22 protein-coding genes and 2 riboswitches are annotated in these 25379 nt (G+C 38.6%); of the genes, 9 read left to right on the top strand and 13 right to left on the bottom strand.

What is annotated here, in order from left to right:
* Nucleotides 1-34: 34 nt before the first annotated feature.
* A riboswitch (cobalamin riboswitch) is annotated at nucleotides 35-214 on the bottom strand.
* Nucleotides 215-448: 234 nt separating this feature from the next.
* The 3 genes from IEV74_RS07145 to cls all read right to left on the bottom strand — a co-directional run bounded on the left by IEV74_RS07145 (nucleotide 449) and on the right by cls (nucleotide 4307).
* A complete protein-coding gene (locus IEV74_RS07145) occupies nucleotides 449-1873 on the bottom strand; it encodes an alanine/glycine:cation symporter family protein (RefSeq protein WP_188454681.1) in 1425 nt (474 codons plus the stop codon).
* Between the two features lie 429 nt (nucleotides 1874-2302).
* Nucleotides 2303-2830, bottom strand: a complete 528-nt coding sequence (locus IEV74_RS07150) for an acyl-CoA thioesterase (RefSeq protein ID WP_188454682.1) — start codon at nucleotides 2828-2830, stop codon at nucleotides 2303-2305.
* A gap of 34 nt (nucleotides 2831-2864) precedes the next feature.
* Nucleotides 2865-4307: a cardiolipin synthase gene (cls, locus tag IEV74_RS07155; RefSeq protein WP_188454683.1), complete on the bottom strand. Its 1443-nt coding sequence runs from the start codon at nucleotides 4305-4307 to the stop codon at nucleotides 2865-2867.
* 131 nt (nucleotides 4308-4438) lie between these two features.
* Here cls and IEV74_RS07160 point away from each other — a divergent pair, with 131 nt between their 5' ends.
* Nucleotides 4439-4996 carry a short-chain dehydrogenase gene (locus IEV74_RS07160; protein ID WP_188454684.1) on the top strand — a complete coding sequence of 186 codons (558 nt, stop codon included), beginning with the start codon at nucleotides 4439-4441 and terminating at the stop codon, nucleotides 4994-4996.
* Between the two features lie 25 nt (nucleotides 4997-5021).
* On the opposite strand, the gene megL is transcribed toward IEV74_RS07160, so the two are convergent.
* Nucleotides 5022-6227: a methionine gamma-lyase gene (gene megL / locus IEV74_RS07165; RefSeq protein WP_188454685.1), complete on the bottom strand. Its 1206-nt coding sequence runs from the start codon at nucleotides 6225-6227 to the stop codon at nucleotides 5022-5024.
* A 180-nt stretch (nucleotides 6228-6407) separates the two neighbouring features.
* Here megL and rarD point away from each other — a divergent pair, with 180 nt between their 5' ends.
* From rarD to IEV74_RS07195, 6 genes are all read left to right on the top strand, one after another.
* Entirely contained in the window at nucleotides 6408-7310 is a 903-nt protein-coding gene (gene rarD / locus IEV74_RS07170; protein WP_188454686.1) for an EamA family transporter RarD, read from the top strand.
* Between the two features lie 233 nt (nucleotides 7311-7543).
* Nucleotides 7544-7661, top strand: a riboswitch (SAM riboswitch).
* A 100-nt stretch (nucleotides 7662-7761) separates the two neighbouring features.
* A complete protein-coding gene (locus tag IEV74_RS07175; RefSeq protein ID WP_188454687.1) occupies nucleotides 7762-9510 on the top strand; it encodes a PLP-dependent aspartate aminotransferase family protein in 1749 nt (582 codons plus the stop codon).
* A gap of 103 nt (nucleotides 9511-9613) precedes the next feature.
* Complete coding sequence (gene metX / locus IEV74_RS07180) at nucleotides 9614-10657, top strand: homoserine O-acetyltransferase MetX (RefSeq protein WP_188454688.1); 1044 nt, start codon at nucleotides 9614-9616, stop codon at nucleotides 10655-10657.
* A gap of 23 nt (nucleotides 10658-10680) precedes the next feature.
* Complete coding sequence (locus tag IEV74_RS07185; protein WP_188454689.1) at nucleotides 10681-11682, top strand: homoserine dehydrogenase; 1002 nt, start codon at nucleotides 10681-10683, stop codon at nucleotides 11680-11682.
* Between the two features lie 271 nt (nucleotides 11683-11953).
* Nucleotides 11954-12850 carry an SGNH/GDSL hydrolase family protein gene (locus tag IEV74_RS07190; protein ID WP_188454690.1) on the top strand — a complete coding sequence of 299 codons (897 nt, stop codon included), beginning with the start codon at nucleotides 11954-11956 and terminating at the stop codon, nucleotides 12848-12850.
* A 15-nt stretch (nucleotides 12851-12865) separates the two neighbouring features.
* Nucleotides 12866-13498: a YpmS family protein gene (locus IEV74_RS07195; protein WP_188454691.1), complete on the top strand. Its 633-nt coding sequence runs from the start codon at nucleotides 12866-12868 to the stop codon at nucleotides 13496-13498.
* Between the two features lie 24 nt (nucleotides 13499-13522).
* Here the strand turns inward: IEV74_RS07195 and IEV74_RS07200 are convergent, their stop codons facing one another.
* Together IEV74_RS07200 and IEV74_RS07205 are read right to left on the bottom strand one after the other, a co-directional pair.
* On the bottom strand, nucleotides 13523-14518 hold the full coding sequence (locus IEV74_RS07200) for a helix-turn-helix transcriptional regulator (RefSeq protein WP_188454692.1): 996 nt from the start codon (nucleotides 14516-14518) through the stop codon (nucleotides 13523-13525).
* Nucleotides 14519-14617: 99 nt separating this feature from the next.
* A complete protein-coding gene (locus tag IEV74_RS07205) occupies nucleotides 14618-15250 on the bottom strand; it encodes a hypothetical protein (protein ID WP_188454693.1) in 633 nt (210 codons plus the stop codon).
* A 296-nt stretch (nucleotides 15251-15546) separates the two neighbouring features.
* On the opposite strand from IEV74_RS07205, the gene IEV74_RS07210 reads away from it, so the two are divergent.
* Complete coding sequence (locus IEV74_RS07210) at nucleotides 15547-17181, top strand: ABC-F family ATP-binding cassette domain-containing protein (RefSeq protein ID WP_188454694.1); 1635 nt, start codon at nucleotides 15547-15549, stop codon at nucleotides 17179-17181.
* Nucleotides 17182-17270: 89 nt separating this feature from the next.
* Here the strand turns inward: IEV74_RS07210 and IEV74_RS07215 are convergent, their stop codons facing one another.
* The 3 genes from IEV74_RS07215 to IEV74_RS07225 all read right to left on the bottom strand — a co-directional run bounded on the left by IEV74_RS07215 (nucleotide 17271) and on the right by IEV74_RS07225 (nucleotide 20080).
* On the bottom strand, nucleotides 17271-18212 hold the full coding sequence (locus IEV74_RS07215; protein WP_188454695.1) for an L-threonine 3-dehydrogenase: 942 nt from the start codon (nucleotides 18210-18212) through the stop codon (nucleotides 17271-17273).
* 67 nt (nucleotides 18213-18279) lie between these two features.
* Complete coding sequence (locus IEV74_RS07220; protein ID WP_188454696.1) at nucleotides 18280-19470, bottom strand: glycine C-acetyltransferase; 1191 nt, start codon at nucleotides 19468-19470, stop codon at nucleotides 18280-18282.
* Between the two features lie 235 nt (nucleotides 19471-19705).
* Nucleotides 19706-20080, bottom strand: a complete 375-nt coding sequence (locus IEV74_RS07225) for a hypothetical protein (RefSeq protein ID WP_229683086.1) — start codon at nucleotides 20078-20080, stop codon at nucleotides 19706-19708.
* Nucleotides 20081-20275: 195 nt separating this feature from the next.
* Between IEV74_RS07225 and IEV74_RS07230 the strand changes: the two genes are divergently transcribed.
* Nucleotides 20276-20413, top strand: coding sequence for a hypothetical protein (locus IEV74_RS07230; protein ID WP_188454698.1), 138 nt, complete (start codon nucleotides 20276-20278; stop codon nucleotides 20411-20413).
* 87 nt (nucleotides 20414-20500) lie between these two features.
* Here IEV74_RS07230 and IEV74_RS07235 read toward each other — a convergent pair whose 3' ends face one another.
* From IEV74_RS07235 to opp4B, 4 genes are all read right to left on the bottom strand, one after another.
* Nucleotides 20501-21247, bottom strand: a complete 747-nt coding sequence (locus IEV74_RS07235; RefSeq protein ID WP_188454699.1) for a 3D domain-containing protein — start codon at nucleotides 21245-21247, stop codon at nucleotides 20501-20503.
* 357 nt (nucleotides 21248-21604) lie between these two features.
* On the bottom strand, nucleotides 21605-23452 hold the full coding sequence (gene opp4A, locus IEV74_RS07240; RefSeq protein WP_188454700.1) for an oligopeptide ABC transporter substrate-binding protein: 1848 nt from the start codon (nucleotides 23450-23452) through the stop codon (nucleotides 21605-21607).
* Between the two features lie 20 nt (nucleotides 23453-23472).
* Nucleotides 23473-24381, bottom strand: a complete 909-nt coding sequence (locus tag IEV74_RS07245; RefSeq protein WP_188454854.1) for an ABC transporter permease — start codon at nucleotides 24379-24381, stop codon at nucleotides 23473-23475.
* A gap of 34 nt (nucleotides 24382-24415) precedes the next feature.
* A complete protein-coding gene (opp4B, locus tag IEV74_RS07250; RefSeq protein ID WP_188454701.1) occupies nucleotides 24416-25378 on the bottom strand; it encodes an oligopeptide ABC transporter permease in 963 nt (320 codons plus the stop codon).
* Between the last annotated feature and the right edge of the window lies 1 nt (nucleotide 25379).

The raw sequence follows: 25379 nt of genomic DNA on the forward strand, positions 1-25379 counted from the left end.
CTACCATTCCATCTTCTCAATCCCCGAAGAAGCTGAAATCTTTAAAGAATAGACAGGTCTCCTGACTTATGCCCTACTTTGAGCCCTTCCCATATAACACGTTATATAGTGGCTATTTGCTCATTTCGTTAGCATTTACAGTTGCGGGGGCAGTTCCGGAGTTTCACCAGATTCCCAATTAAGCCCAAATGGCATCTAACTTTAAAAATACTATATGTAGTTTTATCGACAATTTATTACACAATATATTGTATATATTGTGTATACTCAATACTAAATCAATTTTTGTAATTTGGCAAGGGGAGAAATTTAATAATCTAATTTAATTGTGATTCTGCATTCCTCCTGCCGATATTCCTGACTTCCTGCCGATGTTTCCGCAATCCCACATAAAATTTTATCCACATAAATAAAAACTGCCTACTCATCAAGTAGACAGCTTTCCATTTTATTTTTCCGCATGTTTATTCTTTTTCCGGTCCCAGAATTCAACGCCTGTGTCATCCTCAAGCACATCACGATAAAATACAGGATCTTTCCCTTCTTTCCGCTGCCGCTGATAATCCTTCAATACGCGTTCTGCAATTTTGTACAGTCTGGTAATGGCATAAAGGTTGATTAACGCCATGATTGCCATCGTTAAGTCAGCTAATGCCCACACGAGATCAAATGTGGCAATTGCACCGAAAATAACCATTGCCAGCACAGCTATACGATAAATAAACAGACCGAACTTACTATTTTTAATATATTCAATGTTATTTTCACCGTAGTAATAATTTCCTAAAATTGAGCTATAGGCAAATAAAAATATTGCAACGGCGACAAAGATTGATGCCCAGCTTCCTACGTGAAACTCAAATGCTTTTTGCGTCAATTGAATACCATCGAGCTTGCTGCCTTCATAGCCCCCCGCAGTTACAATAATAAATGCTGTTGCACTGCAGATCAGGATCGTATCAAAAAATACACCTAATGCCTGAATTAAACCCTGTTTGGCTGGGTGTGTAACCTCAGCTGTTGCTGCAGCATTTGGCGCACTACCCATACCAGCCTCATTCGAAAACAAACCACGCTTAATACCCATCATAATCGCAGCACCAAATCCACCACCTGCGACCTCGCGAATTCCAAATGCATTTGAAAAAATAAGTGTAAGCAAGTCCGGAATAGATGTAATGTTAGCGATCAACACATAGATTGCAATTAAAATATATAGAATTGCCATTATCGGAACAATTATTTGAGTAACATTTGCAATGCTTTTTAACCCGCCAAAAATAACGATTGCTGTTAAAAGAACTAAAATAATTGCCATGTAGTTTTTATTAAAATCAAATTCCCCTGCAAAAGCCAAACTGATCGTGTTTGACTGTACAGAGTTAAAGACAAGTCCATACGTAAATGTGATCGTAATTGCAAAAACAATACCGAGCCAGCGTTTCCCAAGACCTTTCTCCATATAATATGCGGGTCCACCTCGGTATTGATTTTTTTCGGGCACTTTATAAACCTGTGCAAGTGTACTTTCTATAAATGCTGTTGCAGAGCCTAATAATGCAATAAGCCACATCCAAAAGACTGCACCTGGACCACCAACCGCAACGGCTGATGCAACACCGGCGAGATTTCCCGTACCCACACGTGAAGCTGCGCTTATGGCAAATGCCTGGAATGAAGATGTCCCCTTCTTCCCTTCTGCATTTATCGTACGTTTATCAAATAAAACACGAAACATTTCAGGCAAATATCGAAACTGCACAAATTTTGTTTTGAATGTGAACCACAAACCTAAACCGATTAAGACAATAATGAGAACGTAGGACCACAATGCCTCATTAACTTTGTCAACTATCATTTCAATGAAATCCATGCTTTTTCTCCCTTCATACTATATAAAACTTGCTAAGAAAGTAGCATCATTACTTTTCCCTTAATAAAAAAAAGAAAACTAAAAACAAAAGCGGAAGCGCCCGGTTAGCGACGTGTGGACTGCGCCTCGCCATGCGAGGTGGTTCGGCGTTGCCGCGCAAAGCGGCGGTTTTAGCCGAACATTCCTTCGCAGGAGATAAAGGAAACTCGGGTGAGCTTAAACGTCGATGTTGACCTTATCGTACGGAGGTGAGGGAAGTCCATCACAGCTTTAGCGCTGGAGCTGGACGTGGCCGATGCGATAGTTTAGTTATACACAGCATTCAAATTTTATAGTACGCTAGACGAAAACAAAAGAAGCCCGCAATGTGGCTCCCTATAATCGTTTCATTATTTCATTTTATCCTATCCTGCAATTACGGACAAATAATTAATAATTCTTACTTTTATTCCACGGATAATCTGTGCCGAAGCTTTTAGCGAGTTCCTTGGAATGCTGACGGCGCTCTTTCCGCCTCTGTGCACGTTCTGGTGCAAGCTTATGCAATTGTTTTTCTTGTTCAGTTTCTGGATAAACATCAGGAACAGGGACTGGCTTACCGTATTGGTCAATTGCTACGAATGTGAGAAATGCCGTTGTACAAACCTTCCGTTCACCAGTTAATAAATTTTCTGTTACAGCCTTGACGAAAACTTCCATGGATGTATTATGCGTCCATGTTACAAATGCTTCCACACAGATCGAGTCACCCTCTTTTACCGGTGACAGGAAATCGACCGAATCAGTTGAAGCTGTCACAACAGGCAGTCTTGAATGACGGACCGCTGCAATCGCTGCAACATCATCAATATGCGCCATTAACTTTCCCCCAAAGAGTGTACCGTGATTATTCGTATCTGGTGGTAATACATGTGATGTTTTAACTGCAAGTGAATTTGAACATGGCTTTTTTTCCATAATTTTTTCCTCCTAAATCCGGCATTATGAACTATCACAAAATCGGTGACAGCAATCGTGAGATCGATTCTTTAAAACGTATCCCGACCGAACGTTTTTCATATAATTTTTTCGTCATTTGCGTGGATAAACTTATATCCTTCATAAATGCCTTAACCAGCTTTTCAGCAACTAAACTATCATATAAAAATGCATTCACTTCAAAATTCAAGCGAAAACTTCGAACATCAATATTTGCAGTTCCGACTGAAGCAATCTTGCCATCGACAATGATTGTTTTCGAATGCAGGAAGCCATTTTGATAAATGTATACCTCCGCACCTGCTTGTAACAAGTCACCAATATAGGACAATGTTGCCCAATAAACAAATGGATGATCCGGTTTGTTCGGAATCATAATCTTAATATTCACCCCGGACAATGCCGCAATCCTTAATGCATCCCGGAGACTTTCATCTGGTATGAAATATGGCGTCTGAATATAGACATAGTGCTTCGCAGACATAATCATTTTAATATAGCCATTTTTTATTTGTTCCCAGTCAGAATCAGGACCACTTGAAACAATTTGAATACCAACATCTCCCGTTGGTACCGCAGCATAATACCTGTCCTCGTACAAAATATCGTTGCGGGATGCCTGATTCCAATCTAAAATAAAACGCGTTTGCATATTTTTTACCGCGTCACCATTCACACGAATATGCGTATCACGCCAATAGCCCATTTTCTTGTTTTTCCCTAAGTATTCATCACCAATGTTAAAGCCGCCAATATAACCAATTCGTCCATCAATGATTGCTAATTTACGGTGATTTCGATGGTTTATTTTAAAATTGATTTTCGGAATCTTTGGAGGAAAAAATGCCTCCACCTGTGCCCCAGCGTGACGCAGACGTTTAATGAATTTTCTTTTCAGTGTTCGTGACCCCATGTCATCATAGAGAACACGTACCTCAATACCTTCATTCGCTTTCTTAACCAACACATCACAAATCTGCTGTCCCAGCTGGTCATAACGAATAATGTAATACAGCAAATGGATATGATCTGTTGCCTTTTCCAAATCATGGATGAGTGCTGTAAACTTTTCTTTTCCATCGGTATAGATCTCTACCTTATTATCTTGTGTAAAAATGGCGTCATTATTTCGTAAATGCAAAAAATATAAGTCCTTGTATGCGGCTATTTCACTATGCTTAAATTCAAAGCGATTTTCTTCTAATGCCCGCATCTGTGCTTGAACTGATTTCTTCACCCCAAGCCTGCTTTTAGTGTCCCAGGTAAAAATCCTGCGATTACTCAGTTTTCTCCCAAAAACCAAGTATAGAAAGAAACCTGCTATTGGTACAAAGAGCAGAACCATCAGCCATGCCCATGTAGACGTTGCATCCTTGCGTTCCAGAAAGATAATAGCAAGTGCCAGTGCAATATTAAATATAATGATAAATCCTAGAAAATAGGGCACTAAAATCATCAGAAACACTCCTTCCCAGAAGCATCAAAATTAATCCATTACTCATTAATATAGCATATATTTTTCCAATTCGCGTTGTCCCAAAGTTATATTGTATACTAGTACCACGAAAAAACAAGAGGTGAATAGTGATGGGAAACAAAAAACATGCAATCGTAATCGGTGGAACAGGAATGCTTGCAAAGGTCTCGCACTATCTTGCCGCATCAAACTTCGATGTATCTGTTATCGCAAGAAGCATCCTAAAGCATCAAGGCTTGAAAGAAAACTGTAAAAACCCAGAAAATATTCATGCTATTTTAGCGGATTACCATAATGGTGAAAGTTTAAACATCGGAATAGAAAATGCGCTGCATACGTACGGTTGTCCAAGTATCGTCGTGAGCTGGATTCATTCAACAGCTCCAAATGCCCTACCTTTAATTATAAGGCAAATCAGTGTGCAATATTCTAGCTTTCCATGGAGATTATTTCATATACAGGGCAGTTCCGGCTTTTTCCAAAAAGAATACACGCCTGTATCAGAAAATTGCCTGTACAGACGTGTATATTTAGGATTTATGATAGAAAAAAGCGCTTCACGATGGCTTACCCATGAAGAAATTTCTGAAGGTGTTATTCATGCTATTGAAACTGATAGTGAGAAGACCATTGTTGGCACAGTGGAACCGTGGGAAAGCAGGCCATAGAAAATACTTGGCCTGCCCTGTGAAATTAGTTACCAACAGCATGAACATTAATTTTATTTAACGCTTGCTCCAGGTCATTCCAAATATCTTCCCATGCCTCAAGACCAGCAGATAATCGGATAAGCTGATCGGTAATCCCCATTTCCAAGCGGGATTCTTCTGGAACGACGGAATGTGTCATGGTGGCTGGATGCTGTATCAATGTCTCAGCATCGCCAAGGCTGACTGCAATTTTTACGAATGACAATGCATTTAACATTGCTTGGGCATCTTCCTTTGATCCTTTAATTTCAAAAGACATAAGTCCGCCACCGCGCTTCATTTGCTTTTTGCGAATAAAGTAATCTGGATGGTCCGTATCATTGGGATAATAAACCTTCGCTACATTAGGATGGTTCCGTAATTTTTCAAAAATCTTTTCTGCATTATCACAATGGCGATCGAGACGGACTGGTAATGTTTTCAAGCCCCTGATCAATAACCATGCGTCAAACGGAGATATAATCCCGCCAATATCTTTTTGCGTTGTCATCTGAACGGAGTCTAAGAAGTCTTTCTTTCCAACAACAAGCCCTGCAACGACGTCCCCATGGCCACCGATGTATTTCGTCGCACTATGAATAACCACATCACAGCCTAATTCAAGCGGTCGCTGTAAATATGGTGAGGAAAACGTATTATCAACAACAACCGGAATATTAAATTCTTTCGCAACCTCAGATACCATTTGCAGGTCAATTAGCTTCATTGTTGGATTTATTGGTGTTTCCACGTATATACAAGCGGTTTCCGGTTTTATTAAAGCACGAACCGCTTCCTTTGATTCCATCGATGAAAAATCATGGGTAATATTGTATTTGTCCTGCATCATCGTTAATAGTCCAAACGTACAGCCGTATAAACCCGATGAGCATAAAATATGATCATTTGCCTTTGTCAATGCAACCAGAACAGCTGAAACTGCCGCCATTCCGGAACCAAAAGCAAGACCTCGCTCACCATTTTCCAGTACAGCTATTCGTTCCTCCAAAACGTTTACAGTAGGATTACCCAGACGGGAGTATATATAGCCATCTTCCTCCCCAGCAAACCTTCGTTCCCCTTGTTCAGCAGTGTCAAATGTATATGTTGATGTTTGAAATAAAGGCGTGGCTAAACTACCTAACATATCCTTCGCATCGTAGCCTTCATGAATAACAGCTGTTTCAAAGTGTTTGTGTTTTTTTGACATCCGATTCTCCCCTTTTCAAACCTATTATAAATATCTTAATCTACTTCTATCATAGAGCATATTCGATTATTTTGAAAGCGTTTTCGCCAATTTAGGCATAGGCAGGTTTATTGCTTTTTCCAGTACAAACTTCTAAACTTATTTTACTTTGAATGTTAACTAGATTGAGAGGGAAGCCGAATGAATCGGACAGATGAAAAATCAGGAATTATTTATACTGCTTTAGCCTACTTGCTTTGGGGGTTCTTGCCGATTTACTGGAAATTGGTGCAGCAGGTACCCGCAGGCGAAATACTGGCACACCGTATTGTATGGTCTTTTCTCTTTATGGCAGGCGTCATTTTGTGCGTCAGGAAATGGTCCGGTTTTATCCAGGAATGCAAAGTAATTATTCGTGATAAAAAGAAATTGATTGGCATTACACTAGCTTCAGTTGTGATTAGTATAAATTGGCTGACATATATTTGGGCGGTCAATAGTGATCAAGTCATCCAAGCTAGTCTCGGGTATTACATTAATCCGCTGATCAGTATTCTGCTTGGGATTATTGTGTTAAAAGAACGATTAACGCGCAACCAGCTAGTATCCTTTTTGCTTGCAGCAGTCGGTGTTATTAATCTTGCTGTCAGCTACGGGGTATTTCCTTGGGTATCGTTGCTTCTGGCACTTAGCTTTGGGATATATGGTTTATTAAAAAAGATGGTTGATATTGGTGCCATGTTCGGACTGGCAATTGAAACGATGATTGTGACACCAATTGCTTTTATCTATTTGCTGGCAATACCTGATAATGTGGGATTTGCTTCTTCAAGCTTCTTGACCGGTACAAATTTGTTGTTAATTGGTGCGGGTGTTGCTACTGCTGTTCCGCTTTTACTATTTGCAAGTGGCGCAAAACAAATTCCATTATCAATGGTAGGATTTTTACAATATATTGCACCAACAATCATGCTCATTTTGGGTGTATTTCTTTACCATGAAACATTCTCACGGGCACATTTGGTATCATTTTCATTGATATGGGTTGCCTTGATTATTTACATGGGCTCGGCACAGCGCCGTCCGTTGCGAGCAACCAGATAGATTAGCTGGATGGTAATTTTGGTTGAATCGGCTCGTATTTAACCCATTTTGGATCGTAAATTGTGACTTTGGATCGTATTTCACCTGAACTGGATCGTATTTTGCTAAAATCGGACCGTATTTCCTTAAACTTCCAATCAATTATTAAAATAAATATTTTTCAAAAAAGTGTTGACTAAAATTATCTGTTAGGTATATAATTCTTTTTAAATTAATTTTTCTAAAATTTGTATCTCTTATCAAGAGCGGTGGAGGGAATAGGCCCTTTGAAGCCCGGCAACCATCAACGTGAGACTGCTCACTTGAAAGGTGCTAAATCCTACAGGTCAATCATGATCTGGAAGATAAGAGGAGGAACGTTAAATGATACGCCCTCTTCTTAAGGAAGAGGGCTTTTTATTTTCCCCTCTTTTCCTATCTTTTTGACCCAAATAAAAAGGAGGAATTATTCATGTCAAAATTTAATCTGCAAAATCAGGAAACGGTATTACTGCACGGTGGACAGGAGCCGGATCCTGCAACGGGGTCTCGCGCAGTCCCAATTTATCAGACAACATCCTATGTATTCCGTGACACAGAGCATGCACAAAATTTATTTGGTCTGCAAGAGACTGGTAATATCTACACTAGAATTGGCAATCCAACCGTTGATGTCTTTGAACAGCGAATTGCTGCACTTGAAGATGGAGTTGCAGCAGTTGCCACATCGTCCGGTATGTCTGCGATTACGTTAACCATTTTAAATTTAGCGGGTGCTGGTGATGAAATTATAGCTGATAGCAATTTATATGGCGGAACATACAACCTTTTCGCAACAACATTGCCACGTTACGGTATCGATGTAAAATTCGTTGATGGCACCGATCTTGAAGCTATTCGCGGGGCAATTACGGATAAAACAAAAGCAATTTTTGGTGAGATTATTACGAATCCAAGTCTAAATGTTTTTGACGTTGAAGGGATTGCAGCGATTGCGCACGAAAACAATATCCCATTGATCATTGACAATACATTTGCAACACCATACATTACGAAGCCATTAACGTGGGGAGCGGATATTGTTGTTCATTCCGCAACGAAATGGATTGGCGGACATGGTACAGCAATTGGCGGCGTGGTTGTAGATGGGGGACGTTTCAACTGGGGCAATGGCAATTTCCCGGGATTCACTGAACCTGATGCAAGCTATAACGGGCTCCGTTTTGTAGATGTCGGACCAGCCGCATTTGTGACAAAGCTACGCGTCCAGCTCCTACGTGATATCGGCGCATGCTTAAGCCCGCAAAATGCATTCTTGCTTTTGCAAGGGCTTGAAACACTGCATTTGCGTGTTGAACGCCATAACAAAAATGCCGAGGAAGCAGCAGCATATTTACAAGCTCATCCCGCTGTTGAATGGGTTAATTACCCAGGTTTAAAAGAGCATTCATCACACGAACTTGCCACGAAATACCTTAAAAACGGCTATGGTTCCGTCATTACATTTGGAATCAAAGGCGGACGCGATGCTGGCAGAAAATTAATCGACAATATATCCCTTTGGTCACATGTTGCCAACGTTGGAGATGCTAAATCGTTAATTATTCACCCGGCATCAACTACCCACCAGCAGCTAGGTGCAGAGGATTTACAAAAGAGTGGTGTAACAGAAGAGTTAGTTCGTTTATCAATCGGCATCGAACGTGTCAGTGATATTTTAGTAGATTTGGATCAAGCAATTGCAAAGGCTACAGGCTATGAAGAAACATTTAAATCAACAGCAGAAGATGCTGTCAAATGGTTATTAACTTCCCCATTTGAACGTGAGGGAGGCAACGTACGTCAGAAAGTAATTGCAGTATCCGGTTCAGGTGCCATTTATAATAGTGCCACCCAACTACAACAATTAGGATATAAGATTGTGCCAATTAGTGAAACAGAGCAATCCGCACTTAACGAAACAAACTATCAAAAATTGGCCGATGTTCCATTTAATATTGATGCGGTCTGGTTAGACGAGGGCACTCTACCAGCCAACACAATTGAAGAGCTTATCAACAAGCAAGGAAAAATATTATGGATTGAAAAACCGCAAGCCACTGATCAAACATTGGATAATGCAGAGGCGGCAGGCATATCGGTCGTCACGGAATTGAATCCTTATAAAGCGTACAAACACCTTAGAGGAAACGCTACGGAACGCACGACTGTCGAGGTATAAATTATCACCAACATGATGATTTTAAATCGCGCGTCATTTTTTGAAACAGCGAAATTAAATGCAACTTAAGAAATATAATTTTTTATTAAAGGACGGGTACGATATGAGCAAAACACTAATCAAACGATTTATAACTGGATGTGTATCATTCGGCCCGTTCCATTTAACATCTGGGGAAACGTTAGAAAGGGTAACATTACACTATGAAAGTGTCGGTCCTGCAAGCGCACCTGTCATTCTTGTTTGTCATGCTTTAACAGGCAATCATTATACAGTTGGAACGGAAGATAACCCCGGCTGGTGGGACGGACTGATTGGCACCAATAAATATATTGATACCGATAAATTCCAGGTCATAACATTTAACGTACTGGGTGGTTGTGATGGATCTACAGGACCGACCTCGCTAAACCCTAATACTAGTGAAAATTACCGAGCTGATTTCCCCGCCATAACTATCCGTGATATGGTACATGCGACGCATCAGGCATTACAAGAGCTGCAAATCAGGAAACTTGCTGCAGTAATTGGGGGGTCACTTGGCGGAATGCAAGTACTTGAATGGGGATTGCTTTATCCGGCTGTTACGGATAAACTAATTATTTTAGCCGCGACACCCGTCTTTTCTGATTATGGAATTGCCTTTAACCATATCGCCTCATCCGCCATAAAAGCAGACCGAAATTGGAACGATGGTTTTTATGAAGCTGAATTTGATTTAAAGGGCTTAGAGATTGCACGGATGATTGGAATGGTCACCTATCGCAGTTCTGATTTATTTTCCAGTCGATTTAATCGGGAAAAGGCAAACGACGATTACCGTGTATCCACCTACTTGGACTATCAAGGTGAAAAGCTGATGCGGCGATTCGATCCAAATAGTTACCTAACCCTTTTAAATGCTATGAACAGCCATGATGTTGGATTGAATCGCGGTGGCTGGAGGCAGGCTGTTAAAAACTATCAATGCCCTTTACTCACAATCAGTTTTGACAATGATCTAATTTATGAACCAAAACAAATCAAGGAGCTATCTGAGCACGTTCCAGATAGTTTCTATTATCATGTTCAGACCGATTTTGGCCATGACGGATTTTTAACCCAATTTGAAAGATGGGGGCATGTGGTTAAGGAATTTTTAGAATGAGATGTAAAGGGGGGATTCCCAAAATGAAAAAGCTTTCCGTTGCAATCCTGGGATTTGGTACAGTTGGGCAGGGTGTTCGTGATGTGCTCTGTAATCACCAGGATCGTCTAAAGGAGATAGCGGGTATACCGGTAGAAATTTCTACTATATTAATAAAACATCCCGAAAAGCATCATACTAAAGCCCCTCATGTTCGTTTCACAACAGACTTTCAATCAGTTCTGGATGACCCAGCAATTGATGTTGTCTTCGAGGCTATTGTTGGAAAAGAACCTGCATACAGTTATTTACGCCAATGCATTATAGCTGGAAAACATGTCATAACAGCAAACAAGGAAATGTTCCAGGCACATGGACAGGAGCTGAAACAACTTGCTGCCGAATACGATGTTGGGATAGGATTTGACGCCACAACTGCTGGAGGCATCCCTATCATCCAAACGATTCAGCACCTCCTGCAGGTGAATAAAATTAATCGTGTGCAGGCTATCCTTAATGGAACGTCAAACTATATTCTGACTGATATGAGGGAAAATGGATCAACATTTGATGATGCTTTACTGAAAGCACAATCATTAGGGTATGCGGAGTCGGATCCAACTAATGACATTGAGGGATATGATGCATTATATAAGCTAAAAATTTTATGTGAGCTTATTTTTGACGAACAGCCCGTATGGGAACATGTGAAGTGTGTCGGGATTTCACAAATTTCAGCAAAAGCGATAAAACAAGAAGCTGCATCCGGCAATCGTATTAAACATATAGCGGAAATTGCTTTAACAGAAGGAGCGATAACAGCAAATATAGCGCCAAAATCTGTGTCTGCAGAACACCCGCTTTATGCGATTGAGGGTGTTAACAACGCAATTCACATGAAGACTGATATAATTGGCGATCTGACACTCTCCGGGCCAGGTGCAGGAGCTTTCCCAACTGCCAGTGCAATGGTCGAGGACTTTTGCCACATTGTAAATAAACATATGAAGGCAGAAGGTAAAGTTACTACAATCGCCTATTCCTAATCATAAATCCCCATAAAATGGCCAGACAGTAAAACAGCTGTTGGCCATTTTTAATTGTAAAAGTAACAATATTTTTAATTACCCCTATCTAAACACACCCCCATGTACGAACCCATATTATATAATATAAATTGTAAAACAATCGAAATATTATTCCGTGATACTTGCCCGTAAAAATGGGTAAATATATACTATTGACCTGAATTAAACATGATACACCATTATTGTGCTACTATAGATTAGAAAATTATCTGCTTTAGGTGTGATTTACATGAAGAAAAAAATTGCTCTTATTTTAATCGTTATTTTTTTTGCAGGAATTGGTATTTTTCTTGTTACTGCTCAACCCACTGAGCAGGTAAGTGATATAAAAGAAAATAAACCGCCTCAAACACACGAGAAAGAATCAGAACCCGATGAAAATGATAAGAAGGAACAGGAAGAAACCAACCAGGATGAACTGGAAAAAGATGATATAAAAACGCATTTTAAAGACATCGTTTCAGAGGCAGTTCAGACTACAATCGATTATTTTACAAATAAAGAAACGAATATCACAGCAATTGGCGATTCCTTGACACAAGGGGTTGGAGACATTACCGGTGACGGTGGGTATGTCGGAATATTGGATAAGGCACTAAATAGAGATAATCAAATTGTTGAGTTCGATAATTATGGAAAGCGCGGAAATCGTTCAGATCAGCTTTTAAAACGCTTGAATAACCCTGAAATTGCTGCGTCCATTTCAAATTCTGACATCGTGCTTATTACAATTGGTGCGAATGATATTATGAAAGTAGTAAAAGAGAATTTTACAGATTTAACATTCAAGGATTTTGCACAAGAACGTATCGCTTACGAAGAGCGTTTAAAAACCATTTTTGACAAAATAAACCATTTAAACCCTAATACAAAAATATATTTGCTAGGTTTCTATAATCCATTTGAAAAATACTTTCCCGAGATAAAAGAACTGGGTATTATTGTTGAAAATTGGAATAGTACAGGAAAAAAAGTGGCCGGGATGTATGAAAACATAACATTTATACCGACAATAGATTTATTCGCTGATACAGATGTTGATTTATTCGCTGAGGATAACTTTCATCCAAACACACGCGGATATCAGCGAATAGCTAAACGCGTATTAGAGTACTTAACTGATTAAGAGAGGAGAGCTGTTGTGACAGAATTAAGATCTGCTAAGCCGTCTAAGAAAAAAAATAAATGGAAGCGATTTTTTTATAGCTTACTCCTGTTAAATGTATTTTTCCTGTTAGCACTTATCACTTTTATCTTTTGGCCAGTTTCTGAAACACCATTGCCGAATACGGATAATCAACAAGCACATGAAAGCTCTGAATTCATTGTACGAACAACGAAAAAGAACCTGAATGATTTAGTGAATGCTTATCTTGATAAGCTGTTAAATGATACGAAGCATAATTACAGTGTATCGCTTGAGGATGATGTCCATTTACTTGGGGAACTGCCTGTATTTTCGACTACAGTTCCATTGTCTGTGCACCTGGAACCTCTAGTACAAAAGGATGGGAACGTCATTTTAAAACAAAAATCCATCTCAATTGGGTTACTAGAGCTTCCGAATCAGAAAATAATGGAATACATGAAAAAATATTTGCCGATGCCGGAATGGGTTACCATTAACCCTAAGAAGGAAGAAATTTATGTGGCCGTTTCCGAAATGAAAATTAAAAGTAATTTCGAGGTTAGTGTTGAGCACATTGACTTGGAAGCTAACAATCTAGCATTTAAAATCAGGGTGCCTTATGAAACGTTAGGGATTGAAAGGTAAAGGCGGCAGACCGAATCTCCCGCTTTACCTTTCACTTTCATATACAGCATTCATTTGCTGGATTTTTTCTTTTACTTGATCAACCAAATAATCAGGTGACAGCACTTTTGCCTGATTTCCCCATGTCAGGATCCAGTTGATTAACCCATCCGATAATTTCGCCTTAGTCGTTAACACAAAATGTTCAGCGTCCATTTGTTTAATATCTACTTCTTGTCCAAAACGATCCAATACAACATTGACAAGATCAATATGAAAGCGAATTTTAATCCGAATTTCCTCCCCTGCAAACATATGAAAGCTTTGATTAACATATTCCTGCAGGCGGAAATCGTCCTCTTTTACAAACTCTTTATCACTTACCGCTATATTGCGAATTCGATCCAGCCGGTAATGTCTGATTTCATTTGTTTCCTGAAATCTTCCGATGAGATAATAATAATCATTTTGCCAAATCAATGCATACGGCTCAACATAGTATGTATCACCATTGCGGTTAAATTCAAATTCCTTGTCAACATTAAACTTCCCATAGCGAAAATGAAGAACCTTTTTCTCGGAAATTGCACGATGAACACAATCAATATTTAATTTGACCAATTCATAATCTATATTTGCGGACTGACTGAACAATATTGGTTCCGGGAGTGTCTTTGCAATATGTTTGCTTGTAAGGTGCTTTACCTTTTTTATTAGTTTTTTCTTTTCATTCGTTGTAATAAAACGCGCTGATAGAATGGCATCAATAATTAATCTAAGCTGATATGTTTCAAATAACCGCGATTGGTGACTGTATAATATCTTCCCAAATCTTCCTTTATTTTGAACAATTTCAAAGTCCATATCGTCTAAAGTTTCCAGGTCGCGCTTTAGTGTACGGTTATCAAACACCACCTCTTCCCCAAATAACAGACGAAGCTTCCCACTTATTTCTTCGATGCCAAGCTCATGAAAATCATCCGTTTCATTAAATAAAACATCCTTTATTTTTAGCAGTCGGTAATTGCTTCCACGTTCCATTACTTTGTCACTCCTTAGAAAAATACCACAGAAAACTTCTCTGTGGCAGGATTGGATTTAACCTTTATTATTAGTCACGTTATTTATGGTGCTGTTCACTCATCTGATAACAAATCGCTTTACCTTTTTAGATAATATAAATATAAATGATTGCTTCGTTAAGGCAGTAGTTTCCCCTGTTATTAACCTGCGCTCTGTATTCATTCTGTTATGCTGGTATTCACCAAGCTTTCCCTCATAAATTAACTTTAATCCAGCTTGATTACGAATATCCGCAGGCGTCGTAAAGCAGAGTGGCTTTGAAAGATTGAATGCGTTTGTTTCCTGAAATACGGTTGCGACAAACTGTGAACAGAACAACGCATTTTCCCGATTAATTTCAATTTGCAGCAGCACACCAATCAATCCAATAAAATTATATTTATAATTATCCTGCTGCATTTCAAACTCTTTAATTTTCAGCAGTACTCTTTCGCAATCGGCTTCAGGTATGTGATATTTGTAAACTGCACAATTCGAATCCTTTAAAAAGTCACTGCGTATATCCTCTTTAACAAATCCACCGATAAACGGATTTCTAGGACGCTTTCTCCCAAAACTGTATACTTCCTGCAAATCATCGTCAAAGGCTATGGAAACATGATTTAACGATTGCTTCGTACAATAATTAATCGCACGTGATAAATAAGTTCCCGTATCTGTAAAGAGAAAATAAACCGTTCTCTCCCCCATATAATTCCCCTCCGTTAATAGCTGTTGCTTAACGAATAATAGTGTTGATTTATTGTTGCATATTTCCCATTAAAAATATAGTCTTATTTTATCTATTTTATTAATAATTGGGCACTTATATCAAAACTTTACCGAAAAATCAATAAATATACAAGCCATTTTTTGCAATTTTTTATTTTTTTGTAAGAATTATACTTTCTTTCTATACTATATGTTGTATTTACATTGACGAAACCCCTTATTTACCGTAAGCTAAACGTTGATGATTACTATATTTTTTGGAGGATTATACACAAATGATAACTGTTACTGATGTCAGTTTGCGATATGGAGATAAAAAGTTATTTGAAGATGTAAATTTAAAATTCACTGCCGGCAACTGTTATGGGGTTATTGGTGCCAATGGTGCTGGTAAATCCACTTTCCTGAAGGTTTTATCAGGTGAAATTGAACCCCAATCAGGAAACGTTTCTCTATCACCCGGTGAACGAATGACGGTGCTTAAGCAGGATCACTTTGCATATGAAGAGAATCAGGTCTTAGATACCGTATTAATGGGGCATGAACGTTTATATAAAGTAAAACAGGAAAAGGATGCTATTTATATGAAATCCGATTTTTCCGAAGAGGATGGCATGCGTGCTGCGGAACTCGAAGGTGAATTCGCTGAGATGAATGGCTGGGAAGCTGAATCAGATGCGGCTGTTTTACTGAAAGGATTAGGCATTGGTGAAGAGTTTCACTATTTGAACATGGCAGATCTAACGGGGGATCAAAAGGTAAAAGTTCTTTTAGCACAAGCACTTTTTGGCAATCCTGATATTTTGCTGTTAGATGAGCCGACAAACGGATTGGACATTCAAGCAATTCAATGGCTTGAAGAATTCCTGATTAACTTTGAAAACACGGTAATCGTTGTGTCCCATGACAGACACTTCTTAAATAAGGTATGTACGCACATTGCCGATGTTGATTATGGTAAAATCCAGATTTATATTGGCAACTATGATTTCTGGTATGAATCCAGCCAGCTTGCTACTAAAATGGCTCAGGAAGCAAACAAAAAGAAAGAAGAGAAAATCAAAGAATTACAGGCATTTATCGCGAGATTTAGTGCTAATGCGTCTAAATCAAAGCAAGCAACTTCACGTAAAAAGCTTTTAGACAATATTACACTGGACGATATAAAACCTTCATCACGTAAATATCCTTATATTGCTTTTACACCGGAAAGGGAAATTGGCAATGACCTATTGCGCGTAGAAGGGTTAAGCAAAACAATTGGCGATAAAAAGGTTTTAGATAATGTAAGCTTCACAATCAACAAGGATGACAAAGTCGCTTTTGTTGGTAAAGATGAAATTGCAAAAACAACGTTGTTTAAAATTTTAATGGGTGAATTGGAGCCAGATGCCGGAACATACAAATGGGGTGTCACTACGTCTCAATCCTATTTCCCAAAAGACAATGCAGCTTATTTTGAAAATAACGAACTGCCGTTAGTCGACTGGTTACGTCAATTCTCACCTGAGGATGAAACAGAAACATTTTTGCGAGGGTTCTTAGGAAGAATGCTGTTCTCAGGAGAAGAAGCATTGAAGAAAGCTAGTGTATTGTCCGGTGGGGAAAAGGTTCGCTGTATGCTTTCCAAAATGATGCTTAGCAATGCTAATGTGCTGCTATTGGATGAGCCAACGAATCACTTAGACTTGGAATCCATTACTGCATTAAATAACGGACTGATCAAATTTAAAGGATCGATTCTTTTCACGTCACATGACCATCAGTTCGTCAACAGTATTGCAAATCGCCTGATCGAGATTACGCCTAAAGGAATGATCGATAAAGAGATGAGCTATGACGAATATGTGCAGGATAAGAAATTGCAAAAACAAATAGCCGAAATGTATGATACAGAAATTAAAGGTTAACGAAATATGGGACAAGGGGTTGCTGAACCCTTGTCCCTTTTTAGTAATTGGGACGAGGAGCTTGTGAACTGTACCCTCTGTCCCGTTATTTATTTAACTGGTGCTGCTGCGATTTTTTCAAGCATATCTTTTGTCATTGCATCAATATCATACTTAGCTTTAAAACCCCATTCTTCCGTTGCTGCTGATGAATCAATGCTATTCGGCCAGCTTTCTGCGATTTTTTGTCGTGCTGGGTCAACATCATAATTCAATTTGAAATCGGGTATTTGCTTTTGAATAGCTTTTGCGAAATCCTCAGGTGCTGCAGATATAGCCGAAATGTTAAATGCATTACGATGTTTTAATTTCGATGGATCCGCCTCCATTAATTGCACAATAGCATTCAAAGCATCTGGCATATACATCATATCCATATACGTATTTTCGCCGATATAGGACGTATAGGCTTTATTCTTTACTGCTTCATAATAAATTTCCACAGCATAGTCGGTCGTCCCACCACCTGGGGGCGTCACATATGAGATCAACCCCGGATAACGTACACCACGGGTATCCACGCCAAAACGGTGGTAATAATAGTCACAAAGAAGCTCTCCGGCTACTTTGTTAACGCCATACATTGTTGTTGGACGCTGAATCGTGTCCTGTGGTGTGTTGTTCTTAGGCGTATTAGGCCCAAACGCACCAATTGAACTCGGTGTGAAAAATTGTAAATTAAGTTCACGGGCCACCTCTAATGCATTTACAAGACCACCCATATTTAAATCCCATGCCTTTTTAGGAATTTCTTCTGCCTTTGCCGATAAAAGTGCTGCCAAATGCATTATTGTGTCAACTTTGTGCTCTTTAGCAACAGTAAATAGACGATCTGCATCCGTTACATCAATAATTTCAAATGGACCGTCACTTTCCTCTTTCTGCTTAATATCCGTTCCAATTACATTTGCTGTACCATAAGCTTCTCGTAGTTTTGTCACGAGCTCTGAACCAATCTGTCCGAGCGCACCGGTGACTAGAATTTTTTTCATTCGTTATACCCCTATCTTTTCAAAGTGAAACAGTGGGACAAGGGGTCTGACCCCCTGTCCCGCTTCCTTATATTAATCCCATTTCTTTTCCGACTTTTTCATATATGGCGATTGCATCGTCAAGCATTTCTTTTGTATGTGCGGCTGATGGCATATTGCGCACACGTCCCGTTCCTCTTGGTACTGTCGGGAATACAATTGATTTCGCATAAACTCCTGCTTCATTTAGCTTCTTGCTGAATTTTTGTGTATCTTTTTCATCACCAATAACACACGGCGTAATCGGTGTTTCACTATCACCTATATCAAAGCCTAAATTCTTTAAGCCTTCTTTTAAATAATCCGCGTTTTCCCATAGCTTTTCATTTAATTCTGTACTTTCCATTAATAGCTCCACTGCCTTTGTCGCCGCTGCAGCATCTGCCGGTGTAACTGCTGTTGAGAATAAAAATGGACGTGAGCGTACCTTTAGCCAATCAATTAGATCTCCTTTTCCAGCAACATATCCGCCAACAACACCGATCGCTTTTGAAAGTGTCCCCATTTGGAAATCAATCTTATCCTGCAACCCAAAATGTTTAACAGTACCCGCGCCTTTTCCTAGGACACCTGAACCATGCGCATCATCGACATATGTGATCAAATCGAATTCTTCAGCAATCTCAACAATTTCCGGAAGTTTCGCAACATCACCATCCATAGAGAAAACTCCATCCGTAATGACCATAATTTTGTTATAATCCCCTGAATCAACTGCTTCCTTCGCTTTTTTACGAAGGTCATCCATATCAGAGTGATTGAATGGAATAATTTTTGCTTTTGATAAGCGGCATCCATCGATTATTGATGCATGGTTTAATTGGTCTGAAAGGATTGCATCGTTTTTGTCCATGACAGCGGAAATAGCTGCCATGTTACAGTTAAATCCAGACTGGAAGGAAATAACTGCTTCTGTACCTTTAAATTCAGCTAATTTTTTCTCCAGCGCTAAATGAAGATCCAATGTACCGTTGATTGTTCTTACTGCTCCTGCACCAACACCATGTGAATCTACAGCTTCTTTTGCAACCTTTTTCAAGCGTTCATCTGTTGCAAGCCCCAAATAATTATTAGAGGAAAGATTAATTAGCTTTTTCCCATTGATTGTAATAATTGGTCCATTTGGTCCTTGAACAGGATCAATTTCGTTGTAAAGCCCTCGTTCCTTCAAATCAGCAATGTTTTCATCTAAAAAAGATTGTAGTGATTTACTTGTCATGGTACAAATTCCTCCTTTAATGTAAGCGTTTAACATACAATTGTCCATATAGAGTGGACAATTATTATTGTTGAATGTATATTTTATCTATAGTTTATCACATAATATAATAAATGTTTACTTAGAGAAAACAATTTGTGTATTATCATAGTCACCTTGTATTATTTAACCGATTAATCATAATCATACACTTTAGCATACAAAAACCCTCTGTATCCATACAGAAGGTTTTTAGCTACCTCGATTCTTTAATTTTTATAACTGTACCAGCCAGAAGTACAATGGCCGATATTATAGCAACGTATAAGCCAAAACCAGCAGTACTGACTGACGTTCCTAAATAGTCCTCAGACATTCTGATCATATAATAAACCAAAAAGATAACAGCGATGACGGAACATCCTATGCCAAAAAATCTGTACATCGGCTTTCCCGACAAAACTGTATAAAGCGGGTATGCGAAAACAACTAATACGATATAGCCATCATGCTGAAACCCATTCATGCTCATAAATGATAAAACATGTGACCATGGAAATAATAAACTAATGATAAAAAGTGCAGTTGCAATAACAATTAACAGTCCCCCAACACCCCATTTTTGCAGCAAATCTTTCACCATCCTTCTGCTATGTATTTATATATTACACTTATCTTAATGTTTTAAAGCATGTTCGTCTACTAAATTCTACCTGGAATCTTTCAAATTTGTAAGAATTACCTTTTATTTGTCATCAAAATCAATGGTTTAGACGTGATTTTTTTTATATACTATGAAATAGAAAGAATAAAGTGAGGGGTAATCATGAAAAAGCTGTTAATCGTACTATTTTTAGTGATGATCATTGGGTTTGGAATTGTTGGTTATTCGCAGACTGTATCCAAATCTGATGACACAATTGAGCAGAGCACAGATAATACTGCATCTATACAAATACAATAAATGTTTAATTCATATATAGAAAAGGAAAGCATCTATATAAAGACGCTTTCCCTATATTGCTGACACTAAATCTAGCAAACTAGTAAGTTATTTATTTATAATGGTGACATCTACTGTTCGAACGCCCCAATTATAGGCATCGTCCTTCGTTGGAACGTGGATGTCAATTTCATTACCGTTAATGCCGCCGCCGATATCTGCAGCTGTTGCATATCCATATCCTTCCACATATACTTCTGAACCTAGTGGAATGACATTTGGATCCACAGCAATTACTTTTGCATTTGGATTTTCAGTTAAGTTTACTCCAGTTGATGTAACACCAGAACAGCCATCACAACCAGCTGTGTACGCTGTAGCTTTTACACTGATTGTCTTACCATCTGGAGAATTATCCTGTTCACTCTTTGATTCTTTATTTGAGGTCTTCTGTGTATTTGCATTTTTTGCTATCTTATTGCTTGGCTTATCTTCTTGAACTATATTTTTTCCTTTAATTTCGATTTCTTGGCCAATTACAATTACATCAGACTCTAAATTGTTCCATTCTTTAATGTCATCCACCGTAACATCAAACTTTTTACCAATTCCAATTAATGTATCACCTTTTTCAACCATATATGTTTCATTGATAAAAAGCTTTTGTTTAGGGTGAATAACTGTTGTTTTTAATTCATTTATATCTACTAAATCATCTACGGTAGTATCGTATTCGTTAGCAATGTCCCAGAGGGTATCATCTTTTTTGACCTCATATTCTTCCGCTGAAACACTTGTTGCAGCTGCGCCAGCAATAATAACACTTGTAGCAAGTGCTGCTACTAATTTCTTCATAGGGTTGTTCCTCCTTAAATTCTGACATTGCCTATACTATCATAGGAAAATAGACAATGCAGTTACAAGATTTTTAAGAGTCTATTACAAGCATTACCAAGATTGCTAGAGTTTATTACAAATATAATAGATTCGTGACAATAGTCTTGTAATGTTACAGGGTCTGGGAGTAAACACCTATTTCTCAGTACTTATATGCTGGGCGCTGTAGCTGGACGTGGCTAATGCCGCAGAAAAGCAGCTATAAGTATCTTTTATAAATATCTATAAAATCATCCAATTTTTATTACCACAATTAAAATAAAACCCATCAAAAAGAAGACCCGCCTGGCGGGTCTTCTTCATAAATTGTTATTATTACTCAGCAACCATTGGTTCTTCTTGTGTTACAGCAATTTTATAACGTCCATTGTAATCAACCGATAATGAGTAGTTTTGAACGCGATTATTTACTGGAACTAGTAACGAACGGTACAATGTTGGGAATACAGGCACTTCCTCAACCATAAACTCTTGCCATTCATTATAAATCTCTTGGCGTTTTTCAACATCAAACGCTGCTTCAGATACACCTGCTTCTAATAATTCTGTGTTCTTTTCACTTTCATAACGTGCGAAGTTAAACATGGCATCATGACCATAGAGGCCAGCAGGGTTTACATCGTATCCTACACCCCATGCACCAGCATAAACGTCGACTGCAGGATCATCATTACCCCCATTACCAACACGCTCATAAAATGTGTTGAATTCTTGCAGACGGCCATCTAAAAGCTGTACCTTTAGACCAACTTGTTCCCAAGCTTGAATGTAATATTTAGCTAAAGGTTCGGCTGTGTCTCCACCTGACATTGAAGCGAAGTTAATGACTAATTCTTCACCATCAGGATCTTCACGTAAGCCATCGCCATTTGTATCTTTATATCCCGCTTCATCTAGAAGCTGTTTTGCTTTTTCCGGATCGTACTCTCTGCCAGGATTAGTTTCATCGTGATACACAGGGTGTGAAGGTGGAATTAATGTTGTCGCATTCCAACGCAATCCATGGTAGAATTTCTTACCGACTTGTTCATTGTCAACTGCGTGCCACATTGCTTGACGTAATTTTTTATTGCCCATTTTAGCATCTGGATTTGGTTTAACTACATTATTTTCCTTATCCCATGTGCCAAGTTTAAAGCCAATATATGAATACGAAAGGTCAATCATTCCAAGATATTCAACATTTGATAAATCGGCATTTTCAGGGTACTGATCTGTTGGGAAGCTATCTACTAAATCAACTTTTCCAGTTTCAATTGCTTGAACAACAGTATTTGGATTAATTACCTGAACTACAACTTTATCTAAAGCTGGTTCACCTTGCCAATAATCTTCATTTTTAGTCATCACTACTGACTCGCCAGGTACGATGCTTTCAACTTTGAATGGTCCAAAGCCAATTGGATGCTCGCGTACTTCTGGTGAAGCTGACATTTCCGCCACAGGAATATCTTTAAAGATATGCTTTGCTAATGGATATGTCCAAACACTCCCTGTTAATAATGACGGTGTTGCTTCTTTGTAAGTTATTTTTAACGTTTTATCATCAACCACTTCAATACCAGAAATAGTATCTGCCTTTCCGGCGTGGTATTCTTCCATACCTTCAATATTTGTAAAATCTGATCCATAACGAGGTCCATCATAATCTGGATCACCAATTACTTCATGAGCAAATAACCAATCCTCTGCAGTTACAGGCTCACCATCATGCCAATTAACATTATCTTTAATTGTAAACGTAAATGTACGCCCATCTTCACTTACTTCATATGTTGCTGCACCTTCGTTTGACATAACATAATCCTTGTCAAATTGGATTAATGATTCATCAAACCAATTTAAAATTTGCGCATCGGGATCTCCACCATAGAAATTCCAGTTCAATGTTCCTTCAAATGCAGTGTCCGATACCAAACCAAAGTTTAGGGTTCCGCCTTCTATTGCTTCGCCTTCATTTGTTGTATCTGGACTAAAATCTTCAATAGAATAAAGACCATCATCAGCTTCTTCTTCTTCACCACTGTCATCGGTGGCTTCTGTATCTGTACTACCGGAATCCTTAGGCTTTTCGCCTTCAGTTTCCTTACTACACGCTGCCAATGCGAGTAGTAAAACTAACATTAGCGCAAATAACGCCTTTGTAAAACTTAACTTTCTCATTAATTGTACCCTCCCTTTTTTTATCCTCTTCGTTGCCTTGCATCAGTCGCACGCTTTAGCGCTTGACCGACATTATTTATACTCAACATCAGTACTAAAATTAGTATTGATGCAGGTAACCAGATCCACCATCTGCTCTCCAATGTTTGCGGGTTTGTAGCATAGCTGACAAGTGTTCCAAGACTTGGCGTGCTTTCAGGAAAACCAAAGCCTAAAAACGAGAGACCAGATTCTAAACCAATATTTGCCGCCAAATTCAATGTCATTGTTACAATAATGAGTGAACTAAGATTCGGCAACACCTGTGTAAACATAATTTTCAGATTGGAAGAACCAAGTGTTTTGGAAGCCTGAGCATAGTCAAGTTCCTTTTCCTGCAATGCTTTCGAGCGTATCAGCCGGGCAATCCCCATCCATAAAAATGCTGTCATAATTAATGAAAATGAAATGATGCTATACTTAGGAACTATCGCTACAAATACGATAACTACCATTAGAAATGGCAAAATCAAAAAGAAATCAAGAATTCGCATCATTATATTATCAACCGTTCCGCCAAAGTATCCTGCAACCAATCCATAAATGATACCGATTAACCCTGTCATTAGTGTCACTAATATTCCAATAGAAAGGGAATTCCGTGTTCCAATGATTAACTGGCCAAAAATATCGCGCCCGCCATAATCAGTTCCCAGCAAAAATTCTTCTGATGGCGGTTCATGTATTGCAAATAAATCCACTGTGACAATTTCTTCCTGATTTAAAATAAGTGAAATACCATATACAAACAATACAACCAGTACTAAAAATATTAACGATATTAGTGCTACTTTATCCCGTAAAATTTCCCTCCATATAATACTCCATCCAGTGGGACTTTTACTTGCTTCCAGTTTCTCGTCCGATATATCAACATTGCTATTGTTCATATCCATTTTAATCACCTCTGAGTCTATCGAATTATTATTTTATTCGGATGCGCGGGTCTACCAGACTCAAAATAACATCTGAAATTAAAGCCCCTAAAATGGAAGCAATTCCAAACAACAGAACAACTGAAGTTACTACACTATAATCACGTAAAAGAATCGATTCATAAAATAATTGTCCCATCCCCGGATAACCAAATATTTGTTCAACAAAAATCGTACCACCGATTAAACCAGTTATTTCGAAACCAAAAAACGCTGCAATCGGCAATAATGAGTTTCGTAAAATATGTCGATTATAAACCCTTGATTCGGGTGCACCTTTCGCTCTTGCTGTAATGATAAAGTCTCGCTGTTTTGTATCGATAATCTCACTGCGCAGGTACTGTACAGTGTTAACCGTCGTAATAAGTGCTAATGAAATTGCAGGAAGCAGCATATGATATATTTTGCTCACAATGTAATCAAACGTTCCTGGCTCTAACCCCGGTTTTACACTGCCTGTTGTGGGGAACCATCCATAGTGAAAACCGAAAATCCATAGCATGACTAAGGCGAAAATGAATACAGGTGTTGCAAATCCAATATAAGTATATCCTGTAATGATTCTATCTGCCCAAGTGTCGTTAAAACGTCCACTTGTTATTCCTAGCGGTATTGCAATTAAATATGTAATAATTAATGTAACTACTGAAAGCCAGAAAGTATTAATTAAGCGTTGTTCAATTAATTCTGAAACTGGCATCTTGAAGCGAAATGACTCCCCAAGGTCTCCTTGAATTGCTCCTTTTATCCAGTCTATATATTGGGCATACCACTCATCATTAAGACCCAGCTTTTCACGCATTTTTGCAATTTCTTTAGGGTCCAGATTGGGATCAATTAACCCTGATAATGCATCACCAGGCATTGCTTGTGCCATGAGAAAGATTAAAATACTTAATAAAAAGATTTGGGGTATCATTATTAGAATTCTTCGTACTGTGAATTTCCACATA

The organism is Virgibacillus oceani (assembly GCF_014638995.1).
GTDB classification, from domain to species: Bacteria; Bacillota; Bacilli; order Bacillales; family Amphibacillaceae; genus Virgibacillus_E; species Virgibacillus_E oceani.

Bases quoted from the DNA above. Each gene is read 5' to 3' on its own strand.
- IEV74_RS07145 (WP_188454681.1), bottom strand. From the start codon at position 1,873: ATGGATTTCATTGAAATGATAGTTGACAAAGTTAATGAGGCATTGTGG.
- IEV74_RS07150 (WP_188454682.1), bottom strand. From the start codon at position 2,830: ATGGAAAAAAAGCCATGTTCAAATTCACTTGCAGTTAAAACATCACAT.
- cls (WP_188454683.1), bottom strand. From the start codon at position 4,307: ATGATTTTAGTGCCCTATTTTCTAGGATTTATCATTATATTTAATATT.
- IEV74_RS07160 (WP_188454684.1), top strand. From the start codon at position 4,439: ATGGGAAACAAAAAACATGCAATCGTAATCGGTGGAACAGGAATGCTT.
- megL (WP_188454685.1), bottom strand. From the start codon at position 6,227: ATGTCAAAAAAACACAAACACTTTGAAACAGCTGTTATTCATGAAGGC.
- rarD (WP_188454686.1), top strand. From the start codon at position 6,408: ATGAATCGGACAGATGAAAAATCAGGAATTATTTATACTGCTTTAGCC.
- IEV74_RS07175 (WP_188454687.1), top strand. From the start codon at position 7,762: ATGTCAAAATTTAATCTGCAAAATCAGGAAACGGTATTACTGCACGGT.
- metX (WP_188454688.1), top strand. From the start codon at position 9,614: ATGAGCAAAACACTAATCAAACGATTTATAACTGGATGTGTATCATTC.
- IEV74_RS07185 (WP_188454689.1), top strand. From the start codon at position 10,681: ATGAAAAAGCTTTCCGTTGCAATCCTGGGATTTGGTACAGTTGGGCAG.
- IEV74_RS07190 (WP_188454690.1), top strand. From the start codon at position 11,954: ATGAAGAAAAAAATTGCTCTTATTTTAATCGTTATTTTTTTTGCAGGA.
- IEV74_RS07200 (WP_188454692.1), bottom strand. From the start codon at position 14,518: ATGGAACGTGGAAGCAATTACCGACTGCTAAAAATAAAGGATGTTTTA.
- IEV74_RS07205 (WP_188454693.1), bottom strand. From the start codon at position 15,250: ATGGGGGAGAGAACGGTTTATTTTCTCTTTACAGATACGGGAACTTAT.
- IEV74_RS07210 (WP_188454694.1), top strand. From the start codon at position 15,547: ATGATAACTGTTACTGATGTCAGTTTGCGATATGGAGATAAAAAGTTA.
- IEV74_RS07215 (WP_188454695.1), bottom strand. From the start codon at position 18,212: ATGAAAAAAATTCTAGTCACCGGTGCGCTCGGACAGATTGGTTCAGAG.
- IEV74_RS07220 (WP_188454696.1), bottom strand. From the start codon at position 19,470: ATGACAAGTAAATCACTACAATCTTTTTTAGATGAAAACATTGCTGAT.
- IEV74_RS07230 (WP_188454698.1), top strand. From the start codon at position 20,276: ATGAAAAAGCTGTTAATCGTACTATTTTTAGTGATGATCATTGGGTTT.
- IEV74_RS07235 (WP_188454699.1), bottom strand. From the start codon at position 21,247: ATGAAGAAATTAGTAGCAGCACTTGCTACAAGTGTTATTATTGCTGGC.
- opp4A (WP_188454700.1), bottom strand. From the start codon at position 23,452: ATGAGAAAGTTAAGTTTTACAAAGGCGTTATTTGCGCTAATGTTAGTT.
- IEV74_RS07245 (WP_188454854.1), bottom strand. From the start codon at position 24,381: ATGAACAATAGCAATGTTGATATATCGGACGAGAAACTGGAAGCAAGT.
- opp4B (WP_188454701.1), bottom strand. From the start codon at position 25,378: ATGTGGAAATTCACAGTACGAAGAATTCTAATAATGATACCCCAAATC.